Here is a 19,783-nt window from a genome sequence, read left to right on the forward strand (position 1 = left end):
GCCACGTTCTATGGTGGGCTGTGCCCGAATTGAATCGCCGTCGCATGATGCTGATGACCGGGATGGGACTGCTGGGAGTCGCCGCGACCCCGTTGCCGAACGTCCTGCCCACCGCCAAGGCTGCGCCATCCAGCGGCCAGTCGGGGAACTACATCTTCCATGACGAGTTCGACGGACCGGCCGGCTCAGCCCCCGATCCGTCGAAGTGGATGATCGCCAAGGCACGCGAAACCATGAAGGACCCGACGTACTGGGAGCTGCCGGAGAACGTCGGGCAATACCGCGACGACCGCCGCAACGTGTTCCTCGACGGCAACGGCAACCTCGTCATCAAAGCCTTCAAGGAAGGCAACACCTACTACGGCGGCAAGGTCAACACCACCTGGGAAGGCGGCATCGGCCACACCTGGGAAGCCCGCATGAAGCTCGACTGCCTGACGGCGGGTGCCTGGCCGGCTTTCTGGCTGTCCAGTGACGCCGACGGCGAGATCGATGTCGTCGAGTGGTACGGCAACGGCAACTGGCCGTCGGCGACCACCGTCCACGCGAAGGCGAACGGCTCCGAGTGGGCGACGCAGAACATCGCGATCGACAACGCCTGGCACACCTGGCGCGTCCAGTGGGACGAGTCCGGGATGCGGTTCTGGAAGGACTACACCGACGGAGCCCAGCCGTACTTCACCGTTGCGGCGCACTCGCTGGCGGACTGGCCGTTCAACAACCCCGGCTACAAGGTGTACCCGATCTTCAACCTTGCGGTCGCCGGTTCCGGCGGCGGTGATCCCCGGCCGGGCACCTACCCGGCCCAGATGCTGGTCGACTACATCCGGGTCTGGTAGCCGCTACAGCGCTTTCAGTTCTTCGGTGACCTCGCTGACGGACTTCTTCGCGTCCCCGAACAGCATCGTGGTGCCCTCGCTGTAGAACAGCGGGTTGTCGATGCCGGCGAAGCCTGAATTCATCGACCGCTTCAGCACGATCACCGACTTGGCCTTGTCGACGTTGAGAATCGGCATGCCGTAGATCGGCGAGCTCGGCTCGTTGCGGGCCGCCGGGTTGGTGACGTCGTTGGCGCCGATGACGAGCGCGACGTCTGTGCGGGCGAACTCGTCGTTGATGTCGTCCATCTCTTTCATCGCGTCGTACTCGACGTCGGCCTCAGCCAGCAGCACGTTCATGTGCCCGGGCATCCGGCCCGCGACGGGATGGATCGCATACTTCACCGGCACACCTTTGTCCTCCAGCAGCGAGGCCATGTCCTTGACCGCGTGCTGCGCCTGCGCCACCGCCATGCCGTAGCCAGGGACCACGATCACCTGGTTGGCGTAGGCCATTTGAATTGCCGCGTCGGCCGCGGACGTCGACTTGACCGTGCGGTCCACGCCCTCTCCGCCGCCGACGGCCACTCCGCCGCCGCCGAATCCGCCGGCGACGATCGCCGGAATGGACCGGTTCATCGCCTTGGCCATCAGGTTGGTCAGGATCGAGCCGGAGGCGCCGACGATCATGCCGGCGACGATCATCGCGGTGTTGTTCAGCGCCAAACCGGCTGCGGCAGCTGACAATCCGGTCATCGCGTTCAGCAGCGAGATCACCACAGGCATGTCGGCACCGCCGATCGGCAGCACCACCATCAGCCCCAGCACTCCGGCGGCGGCCAGCACGCCGATCATCCACCACAGCGGAACGCCGCCGTCGGGATGAGCGCCCAGGCCGACCACGATCGCACAGGCGATGGCCCCCAGCAGCAGCACCGCGTTGAGCACCTGCTGCGCGTTGCCGGGCAGGCCGATCGGCCGCTGCGGCAGAGTTTCCTGCAGTTTGCCGAACGCGATCAGCGAGCCCCAGAACGAGATCGAGCCGATGATCGCGGCGAACAACGACGCCACGACGATGTGCGCCGTCGGCTCCTCATTGTGCGTGAATGCCGAAAAGCCATGCGTCTCAATGAATTCCGACAGCGAGATCAGGGCGACGGTGCCACCGCCGACGCCGTTGAACAGCGCCACCAGCTGCGGCATGGCGGTCATCTTCGTCAGGCGCGCCGGCGGCACGCCCAGCACCACACCCAAGAGCAGCCCGGCGATGATCAGCGGCCAGTTGGTGGTGTGGCGGATCAGGATCAGCGTCGCGAGCACCGCGACGGCCATGCCGGCCGCCGCAATCCAGTTGCCGCGCACGGCGGTTTTCGGCCCGGTCAGTCCCATCAGGCCGTAGATGAACATCGAGAACGCGACGATGTAGAGGACGGCGATCAGGTTGTTCATCGGCCCTGCCCGTTCGTCTCGACCTTCACCGGCTTCTTGCCCTTGAACATGCCCAGCATGCGGTCGGTGACGACGAACCCGCCGATCACGTTCAACGTGCCGAACACCAGCGCGACGAACAAGATGATCTGCAGCGCGATCGCCGGGTGTTCGAGATTGCCCAGCACGATCAGCGCGCCGAGCACGACGATGCCGTGGATCGCGTTGGTACCCGACATCAGCGGTGTGTGCAAGGTGTTGGGCACCTTCGAGATCACCGCGAAGCCGACGAACCCGGACAACACCAGGATCGCCAGATTGGCTAGTAGTCCCCCGTACATCAGTTGTCTCCTCGAGTGACACAGGCGGCCGCGACGATCTCGTCGCCGAAGTCGGGCGCCAGCGCGCCGTCCTTGACCAGCAGCTCCAACAGAGCGGTGATGTTCTTCGAATACAACTCGCTGGCATGCTCGGGCATGGTCGCGGGCAGGTTCAGCGGCGAGGCGATGGTCACGTCGTGCTTGACGACGGTGCGCCCCGGCTCGGTCAGCTCACAGTTGCCGCCCGCCTCGCCGGCAAGGTCCACCACCACGCTGCCGGGCGCCATTCCGGCCACCGCTTCGGCGGTCACGAGCCGCGGCGCGGGCCGACCCGGCACCAGCGCGGTGGTGATCACCACGTCGAAGCCCTTGATCGCCTCTTCGAGCTTCTTCTGCTGCTGGGCACGCTCCTCGTCGGTCAGCTCGCGGGCGTAGCCGCCCTCGCCGGCCGCGTCGATCCCCAGGTCCAGCCACTGTGCGCCCACCGACCGGACCTGCTCGGCGACCTCGGGACGCACGTCGTAACCCGTGGTGCGGGCACCGAGGCGCTTGGCAGTGGCCAGCGCCTGCAGGCCTGCCACCCCGACGCCGAGCACCAGCACGGTCGCCGGCTTCACCGTGCCCGCCGCGGTGGTCAGCATCGGGAAGAACCGCGTCGCCTCGTTGGCGGCCACCAGCACCGCCTTGTAACCGGCGACGTTGGCCTGCGACGACAGCGCGTCCATCGCCTGAGCGCGCGAGATGCGCGGGATCGCCTCGAGCGCGAACGCCTGCACACCCGCTTTCTTCAAGGCCTCGACCTGGTTGTCGGCGTCGCGCGGAGCGAGGAACCCGATCAGGGTCTGGCCGCCGTGCAGCCGGCTCACCTCGTCGGCCGTCGGCGGCGCCACCTTCACCACGACGTCGGCGGACCACGCATCGCCGATCGTCGCCCCGGCTTCGGTATACAGGTCGTCGGGAAGCAACGCGCCCTCACCGGCGCCGGCCTCGACCACCACCGCCAGCCCGCGCGCCGCGAGCCCACTGACCGCTTTGGGCACCAGCGCCACTCGGCGCTCGCCCTCGGCCGACTCTCGGACCACCCCGATGCTCAACTGCTGTTCTGTCATGTCGCCCTAATGTTGCTGCATGCCTGTCGACCGCCTGCTGCCGTCCGAGGAGGCGGCTGACCTCATCACACTTGTCCGCGACATTGCCGACAAGGTGCTGGCGCCAGTCGTCGACGCCCACGAGAAAGCGGAATCATATCCCGAGGGCGTATTCGGCCAACTCGGCGCGGCCGGGTTGCTGAGCCTGCCGCAGCCCGAGGAGTGGGGCGGCGGTGGTCAGCCGTTCGAGGTGTACCTGCAGGTCCTCGAGGAGATCGCCGCCCGCTGGGCCGCCGTCGCGGTGGCCGTCAGCGTGCACAGCTTGGCGTGCCATCCGCTGTTGACGTTCGGCACCGACGAGCAGAAACACCGCTGGTTGCCGGGCATGCTGTCGGGTGCGCAGATCGGCGCGTACAGCCTGTCGGAGCCGCAGGCCGGTTCAGACGCGGCGGCGTTGCGCTGCGCGGCCAAACCCGTCGACGGCGGCTACGTGATCAACGGATCGAAGTCGTGGATCACCCACGGTGGCCGCGCCGACTTCTACGTCCTGTTCGCCCGCACCGCAACGGGTTCACGGGGCGTGTCCTGTTTTCTGGTGCCTGCTGGACTCGAGGGTCTGACGTTCGGCAAACCCGAGGAGAAGATGGGTTTACATGCCGTGCCCACCACGTCGGCGTTCTACGACAACGCCTGCCTCGACGCCGACCGGCTGATCGGCGCGGAGGGCCAAGGCCTGCAGATCGCGTTCTCGGCCTTGGACTCAGGCCGGCTCGGCATCGCCGCGGTCGCGGTGGGTTTGGCGCAGGCGGCGCTGGACGAGGCATGCGCCTATGCCAACGAGCGCACGACGTTCGGGCGCAAGATCATCGACCACCAGGGCCTCGGCTTCGTGCTCGCGGACATGGCCGCCGCGGTGGCCAGCGCGCGGGCGACCTACCTCGACGCGGCCCGCAGACGCGACCAGGGCCGCCCGTATTCCACCCAGGCCAGCGTCGCCAAGCTGATCGCCACCGACGCGGCGATGAAAGTCACTACGGACGCGGTGCAGGTGTTCGGTGGCGTCGGCTACACCCGCGACTACCGGGTCGAGCGGTACATGCGCGAAGCCAAGATCATGCAGATCTTCGAAGGCACCAATCAGATCCAGCGTCTGGTCATCGCCCGCGCGCTGACCAGGAGCTAGCGGACGTCACTCCAACAGCTTGCGGCGCATCGCCTCGGCGACCGCGGCCGCCCGGTCGCCGACGCCCAGCTTGTCGTAGAGCCTCTGCACATGGGTCTTCACGGTCGACGGCGCCAGATACAGCTGCTTGGCGATCGCGGGAATGGTCAACCCGTCGGCGATCAGCCGAAGCACTTCCCGCTCGCGAGCGGTGAGCGTGGGCCCGGCCGGCTCGGCGCGGCGGCGGATCTCCGCGGCCAGGCCCTCCGCGAGTTCCGGCGGCACCACGTCGCGACCCTTCGCACAGTTGAGGACCGCGGCGAGAATCTGTGACCGGGACGACTCTTTCGGCAAGAAGCCGGCCGCGCCTGCGGACAGCGCGTGGTAGACGACCGCGGACTCGTCATGGGCGGACAACAGCAGCACCCGCGTCGGAAGCTCGTCGCGGCGCACCGCCGCTGCGACCTGGACACCGTCCATGTTGGGCATGCGGTAGTCCAGCAGCGCGACATCGGGCTGGTGTTGCTTGATCAGGTTCAGCGCCGCCGCGCCGTCGTCGGCCTCGCCCACCACGTCCACTTCACCGCTGGTCACCAGCGCCCGCACCACGCCTTCGCGGAACATCGGGTGGTCGTCGCCCACCACCAGCCGCACCTTGGGTGTCATGCGAAAAAGCTTGGCACAGCGCCGGCGCGACGAGCCGCCGAATACGAAGGCGGCACGGCGAGCTATTGCAGCAGCCCCCGGCGCATTGCCTCCGCGACCGCTGCGCCGCGGTCGCTGACGTTGAGTTTCTCGTAGAGCCGCTGGACGTGGGTCTTGACGGTCGACGGCGCGACGTAGAGTGTCCGCGCCATCACCGCGATGCTGGTGCCTTTGGCGATCATTTCCAGCACCTCGCGTTCGCGGGAGGTGAGCGATGCAGAAGTGTCTTCGTTGCGCCGCCGGATCTCGGCGACCAGACCCGTGGCCAGTGCGGGCGCCAGCACATCGAGCCCTCTCGCGCAATCGAGCACCGCGTTGACCATCTCGCTTCTGCTGCTCTCCTTCGCCAGGAAACCCGCGGCGCCTTGTTGCAGCGCGTGGTAGACGATCGGCGGGTCGTCGAATGCCGATACCAACAGCACGCGGGTGCTTAGGTTTTCGCGTCGGACCGCCGCCGCCACCTGGGCGCCGTTGAGCACCGGCATCCGGAAGTCGAGCACGGCCACGTCGGGTTCGAGGCTTCTGATGAGGTCCAGTGCCGACGACCCATCGGCGACTTCGGCCACGACTTCCACGGCGCCGCTGGACACCAAGGCGCGCACGACTCCGTCTCGGTAGAGCGGGTGATCGTCGCCGACGATTACCCGTACCAACTCGTTCACCGGGGAGCAGCTGATCGTAGGATGCGGACAGTTTCCCACCGCCGTCGTCTCTGCCGCAAACGAATGTCTGAGACGGCCAGGAATACTTTCGGCCCGAACTGCAGGCCGCTTATTCCACCAATCCGCGCCGCATGGCCTCCGCGACAGCCGACCCGCGATCGCTGACGTTGAGCTTCTCGTACAAGCGCTGGATGTGCGTCTTGACCGTCGACGGCGCCAAGAACAGGTCCTCGGCTATTCCGGCGATACTGCGGCCACGCGCAATCAGGTCGAGCACCTCCCGCTCGCGCGAACTCAGCAGCATCTGCGGCTCGCCGCGCCGGCGTATCTCCCCCACCAGACCGCTGGCCAGGGCTGGCGTCAAGACGTTGAGGCCCTTCGCGCAGTGCAGCACCGCATTGACCATCTCCGTTCTGCCGGTTTCCTTTGCCAAAAACCCTGCCGCGCCCTGTTGCAGCGCGTGGTAGACGACGGGCGGCTCGTCGTACGCGGAGACCAGCAACACCCGCGTCCGCAGCTGCTCACGCCTTACCGCCGAGGCAACCTGGGTGCCGTCCAGAATGGGCATCCGATAACCCAGCACGGCGACGTCGGGCTCGTGCAGCTTGATCAGCTCGAGCGCCAAAGCGCCGTCACCCGCCTCAGCAACGACGTCCACGGCACCGCATGCTTCCAGCGCGCGCACGACACCATCGCGGTACAAGGGATGATCGTCAGCGACCAGGACCCGCACCATCACGTGACTAACGGTAGTAGCAAATCGTTCCCCTGGCAGTCCACCGATCGGCCACTACCGCTATCCGTTCGGTGGACGAGGAGTACTCCTCTTGTGGAAAAAGTCGACTGTTTGCGTTCAGCAAAAGCACAGAAATCCATCGGGTCGTCTCGGAAAACGCCTGCTGGGCTTGTGGGGTCGCGCAGCAAATGCGGTGACCGGAGAACCCGCGAAAAGCCCCGATCGACCAAACGGCTAACCCGGATTCATCCTGTCCGTCAGCCGTTTGCCGACAGACAGGGTCGTGGCGATCCCCGAAAGTGAACACAACGATCTGGACCGGCACCGAGGCCGAGCCGGTACGGCTCGTCCCGCCGCATTGCGGCCGAACGCGAAGGACCCGATCATGGTTGACATTGCGGCGCCCCCACGAGGCGATCGACGCACCGACGGCATACAACTCGGCGGCCGCGAGGCCAGAGATCGGCCGGCCAGCCCTGCCGACGGCAGGCTGCGGTCGGCGGGCATCCTGCATCACCAAACCGTCGGCCTGGATGCGCGTTCGGCCTCCGACCATCGGGTTGCGTCCAACTCCACACCCGAGCGCCCGCACGTCGACACGGGCGTTCTGATCGTCGACGACTGCATACTGCACCTCGACTCCCTCGCGGCCAAATTCACCGAAAATTCAGGCGTCCCACCGGTACTCGCGTGGAACGTGTGGTCGACGCTCGCCGCTCTCGAAGAATGCGAGCCCGCTGTCGTCCTTCTGAACATCGACACTCACGAAAGCGTCCGACTGCTGCGCCAGATTCTCGAGGTCCGGCAGAGCACACGGGTGATCGTGCTCGGAGTGTCCGAAGACGACGAAGCACAGATCGTGGCCTGCGCGGAGGCCGGTGCCGCCGGCTACCACCTGCGCACGGAGTCATTCGAGGACCTAGTGGCGCTGATGCGCAGGGTTGCCGCCGGAGAGTCGTCGGTTTCGCCGCGGGTATCGGCGATTCTGCTTCGCCGGCTGTCGGCGTTGGCCGCGAAGGGACAGCCGCTCGGCAAGCACACCGTCCTGACAGCGCGGGAAGCCGAGATTCTGCGCATGCTGGAAATGGGCCTGTCGAACCGGGATATCGCAGATCGACTGTGCATCGCCGTCCACACCGTCAAGAACCACGTGCACAGCCTGTTGACCAAACTCGGGGTCAGCAGCCGCGCTGAGGCGGCGGCGCTGTCCCGGACCACCGACCGGCACTTCCCCGTCGCCGACCCTGTGGGGGCGTAGCCCCGCCTGCGACCGCCGGTCCGAAGGCCGGCACCGAGTGGCCTATCGTTGGGCCGGACGGGTGCAGGTGAAGGGGTGGCGATGGACTTCGCAATGTCGGCCAAGGCTCAGGACTATCACGACCGGTTGACGGCCTTCATGACCGAGTTCGTGTTTCCCGCCGAAGCCGAGTACGAGCGATTTCGCCTGGACAAAGGGCCCGACGATCACACCGTTCCGCCGGTCGTCGAGGACCTGAAGAAGCTCGCCCGTGAGCGGGGGCTGTGGAACCTGTTCCTGCCCTCGGTGTCCGGTCTGTCGAACACCGACTACGCGCCGCTGGCGGAGATCACCGGCTGGAGCATGGAACTCGCCCCGGAGGCCACCAACTGCGCCGCCCCCGACACCGGCAACATGGAGACCCTGCACCTGTTCGCCACCGAACAACAGCGCAAACAGTGGCTGGAGCCGCTGCTGAACGGTGAGATCCGCAGCGCGTTCTCGATGACGGAGCCCGCGGTCGCCTCCAGCGATGCCCGCAACATCGAGACCTCCATCGTTCGCGACGGCAGCGACTACGTCATCAACGGGCGCAAGTGGTGGACATCGGGCGCATCGGACCCACGCTGCAAGCTGCTGATCGTGATGGGCCGCACCAACCCCGACGCCGCAAGCCATCAACAGCAGTCCATGGTGCTGGTGCCCATCGACACCCCGGGCGTGCGCATCGTGCGGGACCTGCCGGTGTTCGGCTGGCACGACCAACACGGTCATGCCGAAGTGAGCTACGACAACGTGCGGGTGCCGGTCGAGAACCTGCTCGGCGAGGAGGGATCCGGATTCGCGATCGCGCAGGCGCGACTCGGCCCGGGGCGTATTCACCACTGCATGCGGGCGCTGGGTGCCGCCGAGCGCGCGCTGGCGCTGATGGTGGATCGGGCCTGCAAGCGCGTGGCATTCGGCAAGCCGCTCGCGGAGCAAGGTGTGGTCCGAGAGTCGATTGCCAAGTCGCGCAACGAGATCGACCAAGCGAGGCTGCTGTGTCATAAGGCGGCGTGGACCATCGACCAGTACGGCAACAAGGCCGCGCACCTGTTGGTCAGCCAGATCAAGGCCGTCGCACCGAAAGTGGCTTGCGACGTGATCGACCGCGCGATCCAGGTGTACGGCGGCGCCGGTGTCAGCGACGACACGCCGCTGGCTCGCCTCTACAGCTGGCACCGGGCGATGCGGATCTTCGACGGTCCGGACGAGGTGCACATGCGCACCGTGGCGCGCGCCGAGATCGGCCGCGAAAAGAGCCCGTTGGCGGCGGCGGTCACCTGAGGATGGCAGAACTAAAGGGCGCCTGGAACTTTCGCGACGTGGCCGAGGCCACCGGCATTCGCCCGGGTCTGTTCTTCCGGTCCAGTGAACTGAGCGCGCTGGAAGACGACGGCCAGAAGGTCCTGCGACAGCTGGGGATCTTCGACGTCGCCGACCTGCGCTCGCCGCGAGAGGTTCAGCGCCGCGGTCCCGGCCGCTTACCCGACGACGTCGCAGTCCACCTGCTGCCGTTTCCGGATCTGGCCGAATCCCCGGACAGTGAAGCGCCACACGAACATTCGTTCACGCGCATGCTCACCGAACCACCGGGCGACGAGCCGCCGGAGGAGTCGGCGGTGCGCTACATGAGCGAGGAGTACCGCCGCTTCCCCACCCTCGGTGGGGCCAAAAGGGCTGTCCGCCAAGTGGTCTCGGTGCTGGCCAGCGGCCGGCCGGTGATCACCCACTGCTTCGCCGGTAAGGACCGCACCGGATTCACCGTCGCCGTCGTGCTCGAATCCATCGGCGTGGACCGCGACGCGGTGACCGCCGACTACCTGCGCAGCAACGACGCGGTACCCGAATTGCGGCAACGCATCCTCGACATGGTCCACGAACGTGCCGGCTCCGAGGTGACGCCCGAAGCGGCGATGTGGGCGGAAGCCAAGCTCACCGACGAAGTCCTCGGCGTGCGTGAAGAGTACCTGCACGCCGCCCGCAAGAGCATCTCCGAGACGTACGGGTCGCTGCAGGGCTTTCTGCACGACGCGGGCGTTTCCCCGGCCGACCTCGACGCGTTGCGGGCGGCACTGCTCAGCTGACCAGGACGGCGAGAAGCCAGATCGCCGCGGCGACGAGCGCACCCACCAACTCGATCCCCATCGACAGAGCCACCGCCTTGACCGCGTGCACCGTCGACCGCCATGCGGCTCGGCCATCGCGCCACCGGCCGATCTCCGCCAGATACACGCCGAGGACGAATCCCGCCGCCAGCCCGACCACCGGGATCACGAAGAAGCCGACCACGCCGAGTGTTCCGCCCACCAGCAACGCCGTCGCCGGCACGTGGGCCCGGCGCATCCGGCGCGCGGGCCACAGATACTTGACGGCGGTGGCCGCACTCACCACCAGGGTGACGATGGCCAACGTCACCCATGACACGACGGTGTGCTCAGCCACCGCCCACACCAGGATCGCGGCGTACACCAGCAGCAGGCCGGGCAGCAGCGGCACAACGATTCCGACGATCCCCACCGCGATGGCCAGCGCCACCAGCAGTGTGCCTGTGGCATCCACCAAATCAGGTTAGACGCAGTCAAGCGCGAGCAGCTCTGACCGGAACGTGGTTTCCAGCCAGCGCAGCGTTCGGTGGATTCCTTGGGCTAGGTCTGTGGTGGGCGCCCAGCCCAGTTCGGCTGTGACACAGAGATTTTGAGCCGACGTCTTGTCGGTGACAGGGGACGGGACGGGGGCGTCGTCGAGCACCGCGGAGATCGTCTCGCGCGCCTCGGTGACCGACACAAACCGGCCGGTGCCGATCGGGTAGGTCCCGCCGGTCGTCGACGAGGCGGCGCCCGCTCGCACGAAGGCGTCGACCACGTCGTCGATGTAGACGAAATCGTGGGCGGTCACGCCGTCGCGGTACACGGTGAAGGGCTGGCCGGTGACCATGGCGCCGCACAGTGCCGCGATGACACCTGCGGCACCGTGCGGCTTCTGGCGAGGCCCGTAAACTTCGGCAAGCTCCAAGCAGATGGGCGCAAGGCCGTACTTGTCGCCGTAGGCGCGCACGTACAGGGCACCGGCGATCTTCGCCACCGCATGCGGCGAAAGCGGTTCACGATCGTTTCCACCCGACGTGGCGTAGACGATGCGACGTATTCCGTTGTGCCGGCACGCTTCGCAGAGGTTGATCGTGCCGAGGACGTTGTTGCGGGCATCGGATTGAGGATCACTGAAGGATGCCGCGATGTCGGCTTGGGCCGCCAGGTGATAGACGACGTCCGGATTGGTGCCGGCGACCAGATCGGTCAGTTCCGGCGCCTGCACGTCGCACTGGAAGAAGCTGAAGCGGTCGGGGTAGCGGAACGCATTGTCGAGATTGGTGACGACGCCCGTGCTGAGATTGTCGATGCCCACCACAAGGTGGCCGTCTGCCAGCAACCGGTCGACCAGCGAGGAGCCGATGAATCCGGCCGCCCCCGTGACAAAGACCCTCATGATCGACCGCCCCTGGATCGCCTATGGCCGCTGACCGCGGAAATAGCTGGCCGCCAACCGACCAGGCGAATCCCGGTAGCACCAGATCACTATCGCGAACATCCTGCGGTTGCGCATGAACCGTTGGAGCGATCTTTTGGAACTAGTTCGGTCAGCCGGCCGGCTCCAGCACCAACTTGCCGAACACCCCACCGTCAGCCAGCAGCTGCAGCGCCTCAGCCGCCTTGGACAGCGGATAGCGGACCGGCGGCGGAGGCCGAAGCCCCGCTTGCACCAGTCGGCTGACACCCCAGCCGAACAGCTGCTCGGCGCCGGGATGGGTGAGGAAGTACTCTCCCCACCCCACCCCGAGCACACCGACGTTGCGCATCAGCAGCCGGTTGACCTTGACCGTCGGGATGCGCCCTGCGGCAAAGCCGATCACCAGCAGCCGGCCCTCGGGCGCCAGCACGCGAACCGCGTCGTCGAACACGTCACCGCCGACCGGATCGACCACCACGTCCACGCCGCGGCCGCCGGTGTGTTCACGCACGGCTTGCGGCCATCCGTCGGTCAACGGCAGCACCGCGTCGGCGCCCAGCGATCCGACGTAGCCGGCGGCCTCCGCGCGGTGATACGCGGCGATCACATTGGCGCCCAAGGCCTTCGCGATCTGGACCGCCGCTGTGCCCACGCCGCCCGCCGACCCCAGCACCAGCACCGTCTCCCCCGGCCGCAGCGCCCCACGCCGCGCCAGCGCGAAGTACATGGTGTGGTAGTTGCGCAGCAACGCAACGGCTTCCGCGTCGTCGAGCACCGCCGGCGTCGGGAACACGCTTTCCGGCGCAACGGCGATCCGCTCCGCGTAACCGCCGTTCATGGTCACCGCCGCGACCCGGTCACCCGGCGTGAGGCTCGACTCCTCCGGAGCAGAGACCACCACACCGGCGACCTCCGCGCCCGGTATGAAGCCCGCCGGCGCCTTCATCTGGTACTCGCCGCGGATCACCAACAGGTCCGGATACAGCACACCGGCCGCCCGCACGTCGATCACCACCGCGCCGTCGACGTAGTCCGCGATGTCGTCGACGTCGCGGTAGACCAGCCCGGACGGACCCGAAAGCTCTTCGGCGACGATCGCTTTCACGCGATGCTAGCCAAGGGAGAAGTTGGCCTGCTTCGCCGCGGACAAATCGTCGATCTCGTTCCAGTGGGCGGCCACCTCGTCGACCGACGGCACGTGGTCGAACGTCACGCCGTCGTTCTGGAACAGCGCCACCCGCTGGACCTTGCCGCCGCCGACGATGTACACCGACGCGGTGTCGGGCACTTCCTCGGTCATCAGGTAGGCCACGATCGGCGCGACATACTCGGGCGTGAGCTTCTCGAACACCTCGGGCGGCAGGATGTCCTGCGTCATGCGGGTGGCCGCGATCGGCGCCACCGCATTGGTCTTGATGTTGTACTTCGCGCCCTCCTGGGCCAGCGTGTTGATCAGCCCGACGAGTCCGAGCTTGGCCGCGCTGTAGTTGGCCTGCCCGAAGTTGCCGAAGAGCCCGCTGGTGGACGTGGCCACCACCACGCGCCCAAAGCTCTGCTCGCGAAAGTGCGGCCAGGCCGCCCGGATCACGTTGTAGCCGCCGTAGAGGTGCACTTTCAGCACCGCGTCCCAGTTCTCGAACGGCATCTTGTGGAACGTGCCGTCGCGCAGGATGCCGGCGTTGCTCACGACGCCGTCGATCTTGCCGAACTCGTCGAGCGCGGTCTTGATGATGTTCGCGGCGCCGTCGGAGTCGGCGACGCTGTCGTAGTTGGCTACCGCCCGGCCGCCGGCTTCTTTGATCTCGTTGACCACCTGATCGGCCATCGAGTGGCCGGCACCGGTGCCGTCACGCGCGCCGCCGAGGTCGTTGACCACGACGCTGGCGCCCTCGCGGGCGAGCGTGAGCGCGTACTCGCGGCCCAGCCCGCCTCCGGCTCCGGTGACGACGATGACCCGGTCCTGCACTCCTGGCATGAGTATCCTTTCGTGATTACGTGCGTCAGAACAGCTTTCGTGCGAGCTTCCACGCCTTCTCGGTGTACGGCGGGTAGATCATGGCCGTGAGGTCGGGGCGGGTGGGCTTGGTCATCACCGCCTTGCGGTGGCTGAATTCCTCGAAGCCGAACCTACCGTGGTAGGCGCCCATTCCCGACGGACCGACGCCGCCGAACGGCAGCTTGTTGGTGGCGAAGTGGAAGACCAGGTGGTTGACCAGCATGCCGCCCGCCGACACCTCCTTGATCACCCGCTCGCGCACCGCCTTGGCCTTGGTGAACAGGTAGGCGGCCAGCGGCTTGGGCCGCGAGTTCACGAATTCGATTGCCTCGTCGAGTGATTGGACGGTCAGCACCGGCAGGATCGGGCCGAAGATCTCGTCGGTCATCAGCGGCTCGGCCGGGTCGGGATCGACGACGACGGTCGGCTCGATGCGGCACGCAGCGGCGTCCGCGCCGCCACCGACTGCGACCTTGCCCTTGGTGGCGGCCAGCGCCGTGGTCAGGCGGTCGAAGTGCCGTTGGTTCACGATCGGTTTGCCGCTCTCGCCGGCCTCGAACGTCATGACGGCGTCTTTGATCTTGTCGACGAGTTCGTCGCGGATCTTCGCGTCGGCGAGCACGTAGTCCGGAGCGATGCAGATTTGTCCGGAGTTCAGCAGCTTGGTCCATGCGATCCGCTTGGCGGCCACGTCGAGGTCGGCATCGGCCGACACGATCACTGGGCTCTTGCCGCCCAGCTCCAGCGTGACCGGCGTCAGGTGCGGCGCCGCGCTCTCGTACACCTTGCGGCCGATCTCCGTGCCGCCCGTGAAGAGCAAGTGGTCGAAGCCTTGCGCGATGAGTTCCTGGCTCACCGAGCCGTCGCCCTCGATCACGGCGATCGCATCGTTGTCCAGGTATCGGGCCACCAGCTCTGCCATCAACCGCGATGAAGCCGGCGCCACCTCGGATGGCTTGAGCACCACGGTGTTTCCCGCCGCGATCGCGCCGACGGCAGGACCCAGCGTCAGCGCGAACGGGAAGTTCCACGCGCCGATGATCAGCACTGTGCCGTACGGTTCGTACTCGACCCAGCCGCGGCCCGGCAGCAGCGAGAGCTCCAGCAACCGGTACCGGCGCCGCATCCATTTGCGGACGTTCTTGGCGGCGTCCTTCGCTTCGCCGGCCACGCTGGCGACGTCGGCGAGCCAGGCCTCGAACGGTTTGCGGCCGAGGTCAGCGGCCAGCGCGTCGGCGATGGCGGGCTCGTTTTCGACCATCAGCTTCTCGAGCTGGCGTAGCTGGTCCTGACGCCACTGGACCGGACGGGTCCGGCCGCTGGCGAAGGTGCGACGAAGCCGGGCGACGGTCTGGGCGATTTCGGAGCTGGCAGGTGCCGCTTGTTGCGCGGACGCGACGGAATCGGTGGTCATGCCCGGTCCTTCCTGGAAGGGATGAGCGCGATCCTAACCAACCGGTTGGCGCAGCGTTTCGGCGCGGCATAGGCCGCTGACGTCGCTCTAGTTCTGTGCCGACGAGTGCGCCCGCTGGGCGGTGACAAACGTGGAGAACGCGTCGCCGTCGTTGCCCGCGAGCTCGACGTGGCGACCGAGCCGGCGCTGGACGTCGTCTGACGCCTCGGCGCTTGCGGTCCACCCGTGGCTGTCGAGCCACTGCGCGACGTCGGCGCGGTCGGGATCGTCATAGGTGAGGTCCGAGATGTCCGGACCCTCCGGCATGCCTAGCTGCTCGCGCACCCGCTCGAAGCGCTCGCGCATCTGGGCACGCCGCTCGGGCGCGTGCCGGCCGGCGGTCTCGACCGCGATCCGGCTGCCCGGCGCGGACAGCTCGGTGACCTGCTCGAAAAGCCGGTCCTGAGCGGCGGCGGGCAGATACATCAGCAGCCCCTCGGCCAGCCACGCGGTGGGCTTCGACGGGTCGAAGCCGGCGTCGCGCAACGCTGCCGGCCAGTCGTAGCGCAGGTCCACCGGCACTTCGTGGCGCTGTGCGGCCGGCTGGGCGCCGTGTGCCGCCAGCGTCGCGGACTTGTACTCGAGGACCTTGGGCTGGTCGATCTCGAACACGACGGTGCCCGCCGGCCAGTCCAGCCGGTATGCGCGGGAATCCAGACCCGATGCCAGGATCACGATCTGGCGGATGCCGGCGCGCGAGGCATCGGCGAAGAACTCGTCGAAGAAGTGCGTGCGCACTGCCTGATAGCTGCGCATGTGCTCGAAGACGGCGGCGACTTCCGGATCGGCTTCGGCCAGCTTGGCCGGCACCGACTCGTCGAGCATCAACTCCCAGATTCCCGTGCCGGCGCCGGCAACCAGCACCTCGGCATACGGGTCGTCGATCAGCCGGTCGGGCCGGGCGGTCTCGGCGGCACGCGCGGCGGCGACCATCACCGCGGTGCTGCCCACGCTGGTGGCGATGTCCCAGGTGTCGTCGTCGGTGCGCAATGCGCTCATCGGGTCTCTCCTGATTGTCTTGTCTGAAGCGGGATTTACCCGTCACAGCCGGGCGGTAAGCAGCGTGCTGGACACGCTGTCGTCGACTAGCTCCTCGGGGACCGGACGACCAAGCCGGGCCATTTCATCGTGACTGTCGACGACGTCTACCCGCCACCCGTTTTCGGCCAGCCACTGCGCGGCGTCGGTGCGGTCTGGTTCCTGGTAGATCAGCGCCTCGAAGTCGGTGTCCAAGCCCAGTTGGCGACGCAGCCGCGCGGTGCGTTCCCGCCAGGCGGCACGTTGCTCCTCGGTCTGCGACGCGTGCGGGCGGAACGCCTCGACCGCGATCCGGCTGCCCGGCGCACTGAGCGCTGACACGTTCTCGAACAACCGGTCCGCAGCGTCGGCGGGAAGGTAGGGCAGGAGCCCTTCGGCGAGCCATGCGGTCGGCTGACCAGGCTCGAAGCCGGCCTCGATCAGTGCAGCAGGCCAGTCGTCACGCAGGTCGACGGGCACCGCGCAGCGCGTCGCGGTTGGCACCGCTCCGTGAGCGTCGAGGGTGTTCTCCTTGTAGGCCAGCACTTTGGGTTGGTCGATCTCGAACACGACGGTGCCGGACGGCCAGGTCAGCCGGTACGCCCGCGAGTCCAGGCCTGCCGCGAGGATCACGACCTGCCGGATGCCGTCGCGGGACGCGGCACCGAAGTACTCGTCGAAGTAGTGCGTCCGGACGGCCTGGTAGCTGCGCGACATCTGGTCGATCGCGCGACCGCGTTCGTCGTCGCCGTACATCGTCGCCGTCCCGGCGGCGAGCTCGGCCCACGCCGGGCCGGCGGCCGACACCAACAGATAGGCGAACGGGTCGCGGATCAGCGGATCGGGTTGAGCCGTTTCTGCGGCCCGTGCTGCCGCGACACCCAGTGCAGTTGCGCCGACGCTCTCAGTGATGTCCCAGCTGTCGCCGGGCGCGCGTGCTGACGAGACGATGTCGGCGGGCGTCTGCAGCTCAGTCATTTGGTAGACATACTACACAACAAGTTAGGCAACCTATGGGGTGTGTGCCCCAGATCACCCGACTACGAGGTGGGGTTCCAGTTCCACAGCTTTCCGACGAGCAGCTTCTTGAACTCGTCGGTGATCATGTCCAATTCGTCGTGGCTGCCCACGAAACCGGAATAGAAGCCCAGGCCCCAGAACATGGCCACCATCATTTCGACGAGCGGGCCGACCGGGGTATCGGTGGTGAGCTCGCCACGTTCGATGGCGCCGGTGATCGCCCACGTCAGGAACTGTCGCGTACCCCGCAGCGCGTCGTGGTCGTCGCGACGAAGTTCCGGGTGGCGTTGCGACTCGAGCACCGACGTGACCAGGAACGCCGCCGCGGAGCGGTCTTCTGAATCGGCGCCCACGGCGGCACTGATGAAACTGTCGAGCTGACCGATCAGCGTCGTCGCGTCGACCGCCTTTTTCATGCTTTCGACGACGATCATTTCGTTGGTCCGCTCGACGACTTCGCGGTAGAGCAGCTTTTTGCTCTTGAAATAGTGGTTGATTGCCGGGCGCGTCAGGTCGGCACGGACCGCGATTTCCTGGAACGTCGCCGCGTCATAACCCAGTTCGCTGAAGACCTCTCGCGCTGCACGCACAATGCGGTCACGCGTATCGGCGGCTTTCGCCGCCGGGGGTCTGCCCGGCCCCCTGGATGCCTTCGGCACCCACGCATTCTCGCATACGGTCTTTTGCGAACTTCGCCGGTCGAACATGGGATTTACCTTGCTGCCAATCCCATGCCGACGCGCAGGAAATTGCCAGAATCAGCTGGTTTTCTGTGCGGCACCAGTTGCGTTTCGTTTGCCAGGCCGCTACCCGCGGTGCGGCATCAGTGCGTTCGACGGGGTCTCGCCGAACCGGCGGTCAGCCGAGAACGTGCAACGCTGCCGCTCGCGCGGCAGTCGGATCGTCGGTGGCCAGCACGGCGTGGGCGGCATCTCTGCACTGCTGCAGCGACACCGAGGCGAGCTTGGCGCCGACGCCCGAAACGGCCGCGGCGGCCGCCGAGAGCGACGTGACGCCCAGCCCAACCAGCACACAAGCCAATAGCGGATCGGCCGCGGCTTCTCCACACACTCCGACCGGCTTGCCCGCCCGCGCGCCCGCGCGCGCAGTGCCGGCCACGAGCGTCAGCACGGCCGGCTGCCACGGATCGGTGAGCGTCGCCAGGTCGGCCGACATCCGGTCTGCGGCCATCGTGTACTGGGCCAGGTCGTTGGTGCCGATCGACACGAAGTCGACGTGCTCGAGGATCTTGTCGGCCAACAGTGCGGCCGCGGGCACCTCGATCATCACCCCGGGCGTCAACCCGTGCGACTGGGCCAGCCTGGCGAACGATGCGGCCTCCTGCGCGGTGGCGATCATCGGCGCCATCACCCAGGGCGAGCAGCCGGTCTGCGCGCCCGCGGCCGCGATCGCCTCCAGCTGGCGCTCCAGCAAGCCGGGATTGCCGCGCCCGATCCGGAACCCTCGAACGCCCAGCGCCGGGTTGGCCTCCTTGGGGTGCCGGACGAACTTCAGGGGCTTGTCGGACCCGGCGTCCAGCGTGCGCACCACCACCTTGAGCCCCGAAAAAGCTTGCAGCACATCGGCGTAAACGGCGGTCTGCTCGGCCACCGAGGGCTCGCGGTCGCGATTGAGAAAGCACAACTCGGTGCGGAAGAGCCCGACACCTTCGGCGGGGGTCTGCCGCGCGGCACGTGCGGTGGCGCCATCCTGCACGTTGGCCAGCACCGCGATCCGATGTCCGTCGACCGTCGCGCCGGGGCCCGACCAGGCGGCAAGGAGGTCCGCCCCGCGGCGGGCCTTCTCGACGGCCGCAGTGGCCACCGCCTCGTCCGGCGACAGCGTCACGGTGCCCAGGGTGCCGTCGACCAGAGCCATTGCCCCGGCAGCGACGTCGTCGAGGCCGTCGACTGCTACCACGCACGGAATGCCCAGCTGCCGCGCGATGATCGCCGTGTGGCTGGTCGGACCACCCAGTGTGGTGGCCAGCCCGACGATCAGCGACGGGTCGAGTCCGGCGGTGTCGACGGGCGCGAGGTCCTCGGCGCACAGGATGGACGGCTGCGCCGGCTGCGGCACGCCGGGTTCAGGGAGCCCGGACAGCTCCGCGACGACGCGGTCGCGGATGTCGCGCAGGTCGGTCACCCGCTCGGCCATCAGGCCGCCGATTTGGGTGAACAGGTCGACGAACTGCTCGACGGCCTGCACGGTGGCCCGCACTGCCGGGGCGCCCGCGGCGATGCGCTTCTCCGCCGCGGCCAGCCACGCGCGGTCCTGGGCCAGCGCTGCGGTAGCCGCCAGCACCTCTGCCGCCGCGCCACTGGCATGCTGCGAGCGATCACGCAACCGGCGGGCCACGGCGGCCGCCGCGGCGGTGAACCGCTCGCCCTCGGCTGGCCGGTCGGCCTCGTCGATGTCAGGGAGCGTGTCGACGTCGCGCAGCACCGGCAACCGCCCAGGTCGGATCACCGGCCCGTATGCGACTCCGCCCACCACCGGAACACCTCTGAGGACCGTGTGTGACGTGGGCGGTGAAGAAGCGGTCATGTGAACCACGTTACGAACTAACCGTTGACAAGTCAACACAAACAGGCG

Annotated in this window: 20 protein-coding genes; 5 read left to right on the forward strand and 15 right to left on the reverse strand. The window is 67.5% G+C overall.

Annotated elements, in window-relative coordinates; genetic code table 11:
- Positions 1-20: 20 nt before the first annotated feature.
- Entirely contained in the window at positions 21-839 is an 819-nt protein-coding gene (locus AC5Y4N_RS08590; protein ID WP_499904813.1) for a glycoside hydrolase family 16 protein, read from the forward strand.
- A 3-nt stretch (positions 840-842) separates the two neighbouring features.
- Here AC5Y4N_RS08590 and AC5Y4N_RS08595 read toward each other — a convergent pair whose 3' ends face one another.
- Genes AC5Y4N_RS08595 through AC5Y4N_RS08605 form a run of 3 tightly spaced genes read right to left on the reverse strand, consistent with a single transcriptional unit; the run spans position 843 to position 3,675 of the window.
- Entirely contained in the window at positions 843-2,267 is a 1,425-nt protein-coding gene (locus AC5Y4N_RS08595) for an NAD(P)(+) transhydrogenase (Re/Si-specific) subunit beta (protein WP_499904809.1), read from the reverse strand.
- Positions 2,264-2,587, reverse strand: coding sequence for an NAD(P) transhydrogenase subunit alpha part 2 (locus AC5Y4N_RS08600; protein ID WP_499904806.1), 324 nt, complete (start codon positions 2,585-2,587; stop codon positions 2,264-2,266). Before AC5Y4N_RS08600 ends, AC5Y4N_RS08595 begins: the two co-directional genes overlap by 4 nt.
- Positions 2,587-3,675: a Re/Si-specific NAD(P)(+) transhydrogenase subunit alpha gene (locus tag AC5Y4N_RS08605; protein ID WP_499904804.1), complete on the reverse strand. Its 1,089-nt coding sequence runs from the start codon at positions 3,673-3,675 to the stop codon at positions 2,587-2,589. The genes AC5Y4N_RS08600 and AC5Y4N_RS08605 overlap by 1 nt, the downstream gene beginning before the upstream one ends.
- A gap of 19 nt (positions 3,676-3,694) precedes the next feature.
- Between AC5Y4N_RS08605 and AC5Y4N_RS08610 the strand changes: the two genes are divergently transcribed.
- On the forward strand, positions 3,695-4,837 hold the full coding sequence (locus AC5Y4N_RS08610; protein ID WP_499904802.1) for an acyl-CoA dehydrogenase family protein: 1,143 nt from the start codon (positions 3,695-3,697) through the stop codon (positions 4,835-4,837).
- Between the two features lie 6 nt (positions 4,838-4,843).
- On the opposite strand, the gene AC5Y4N_RS08615 is transcribed toward AC5Y4N_RS08610, so the two are convergent.
- From AC5Y4N_RS08615 to AC5Y4N_RS08625, 3 genes are all read right to left on the reverse strand, one after another.
- Complete coding sequence (locus tag AC5Y4N_RS08615; protein WP_499904799.1) at positions 4,844-5,482, reverse strand: response regulator; 639 nt, start codon at positions 5,480-5,482, stop codon at positions 4,844-4,846.
- 62 nt (positions 5,483-5,544) lie between these two features.
- Positions 5,545-6,183, reverse strand: a complete 639-nt coding sequence (locus AC5Y4N_RS08620) for a response regulator (protein ID WP_499904796.1) — start codon at positions 6,181-6,183, stop codon at positions 5,545-5,547.
- A gap of 109 nt (positions 6,184-6,292) precedes the next feature.
- Complete coding sequence (locus AC5Y4N_RS08625) at positions 6,293-6,919, reverse strand: response regulator transcription factor (RefSeq protein WP_499906274.1); 627 nt, start codon at positions 6,917-6,919, stop codon at positions 6,293-6,295.
- Positions 6,920-7,304: 385 nt separating this feature from the next.
- On the opposite strand from AC5Y4N_RS08625, the gene AC5Y4N_RS08630 reads away from it, so the two are divergent.
- The 3 genes from AC5Y4N_RS08630 to AC5Y4N_RS08640 all read left to right on the forward strand — a co-directional run bounded on the left by AC5Y4N_RS08630 (position 7,305) and on the right by AC5Y4N_RS08640 (position 10,282).
- Positions 7,305-8,177 (forward strand): LuxR C-terminal-related transcriptional regulator, encoded by an 873-nt coding sequence (locus AC5Y4N_RS08630; protein ID WP_499904793.1) that lies wholly within the window; start codon positions 7,305-7,307, stop codon positions 8,175-8,177.
- Between the two features lie 93 nt (positions 8,178-8,270).
- Positions 8,271-9,482, forward strand: a complete 1,212-nt coding sequence (locus AC5Y4N_RS08635; protein ID WP_499906272.1) for an acyl-CoA dehydrogenase family protein — start codon at positions 8,271-8,273, stop codon at positions 9,480-9,482.
- A complete protein-coding gene (locus AC5Y4N_RS08640; RefSeq protein ID WP_499906270.1) occupies positions 9,479-10,282 on the forward strand; it encodes a tyrosine-protein phosphatase in 804 nt (267 codons plus the stop codon). Before AC5Y4N_RS08635 ends, AC5Y4N_RS08640 begins: the two co-directional genes overlap by 4 nt.
- Here AC5Y4N_RS08640 and AC5Y4N_RS08645 read toward each other — a convergent pair.
- From AC5Y4N_RS08645 to AC5Y4N_RS08685, 9 genes are all read right to left on the reverse strand, one after another.
- On the reverse strand, positions 10,275-10,757 hold the full coding sequence (locus AC5Y4N_RS08645) for a DUF456 domain-containing protein (RefSeq protein ID WP_499904789.1): 483 nt from the start codon (positions 10,755-10,757) through the stop codon (positions 10,275-10,277). The genes AC5Y4N_RS08640 and AC5Y4N_RS08645 overlap by 8 nt on opposite strands.
- A gap of 9 nt (positions 10,758-10,766) precedes the next feature.
- Positions 10,767-11,681 carry an NAD-dependent epimerase/dehydratase family protein gene (locus AC5Y4N_RS08650; protein WP_499904786.1) on the reverse strand — a complete coding sequence of 305 codons (915 nt, stop codon included), beginning with the start codon at positions 11,679-11,681 and terminating at the stop codon, positions 10,767-10,769.
- Positions 11,682-11,832: 151 nt separating this feature from the next.
- A complete protein-coding gene (locus AC5Y4N_RS08655) occupies positions 11,833-12,807 on the reverse strand; it encodes an NADPH:quinone oxidoreductase family protein (protein ID WP_499904784.1) in 975 nt (324 codons plus the stop codon).
- Between the two features lie 6 nt (positions 12,808-12,813).
- Positions 12,814-13,677 (reverse strand): SDR family oxidoreductase, encoded by an 864-nt coding sequence (locus AC5Y4N_RS08660; protein WP_499904780.1) that lies wholly within the window; start codon positions 13,675-13,677, stop codon positions 12,814-12,816.
- Between the two features lie 25 nt (positions 13,678-13,702).
- Positions 13,703-15,112 carry an aldehyde dehydrogenase family protein gene (locus AC5Y4N_RS08665; protein WP_499904778.1) on the reverse strand — a complete coding sequence of 470 codons (1,410 nt, stop codon included), beginning with the start codon at positions 15,110-15,112 and terminating at the stop codon, positions 13,703-13,705.
- 87 nt (positions 15,113-15,199) lie between these two features.
- Entirely contained in the window at positions 15,200-16,150 is a 951-nt protein-coding gene (locus AC5Y4N_RS08670) for a class I SAM-dependent methyltransferase (protein ID WP_499904776.1), read from the reverse strand.
- A gap of 42 nt (positions 16,151-16,192) precedes the next feature.
- Positions 16,193-17,146 carry a class I SAM-dependent methyltransferase gene (locus AC5Y4N_RS08675; RefSeq protein ID WP_499904774.1) on the reverse strand — a complete coding sequence of 318 codons (954 nt, stop codon included), beginning with the start codon at positions 17,144-17,146 and terminating at the stop codon, positions 16,193-16,195.
- A gap of 62 nt (positions 17,147-17,208) precedes the next feature.
- Complete coding sequence (locus AC5Y4N_RS08680; RefSeq protein WP_499904772.1) at positions 17,209-17,847, reverse strand: TetR/AcrR family transcriptional regulator; 639 nt, start codon at positions 17,845-17,847, stop codon at positions 17,209-17,211.
- Between the two features lie 199 nt (positions 17,848-18,046).
- Positions 18,047-19,735 (reverse strand): putative PEP-binding protein, encoded by a 1,689-nt coding sequence (locus tag AC5Y4N_RS08685; protein ID WP_499904770.1) that lies wholly within the window; start codon positions 19,733-19,735, stop codon positions 18,047-18,049.
- Positions 19,736-19,783 lie beyond the last annotated feature (48 nt).

This window comes from Mycobacterium sp. NGS19 (genome assembly GCF_059813155.1).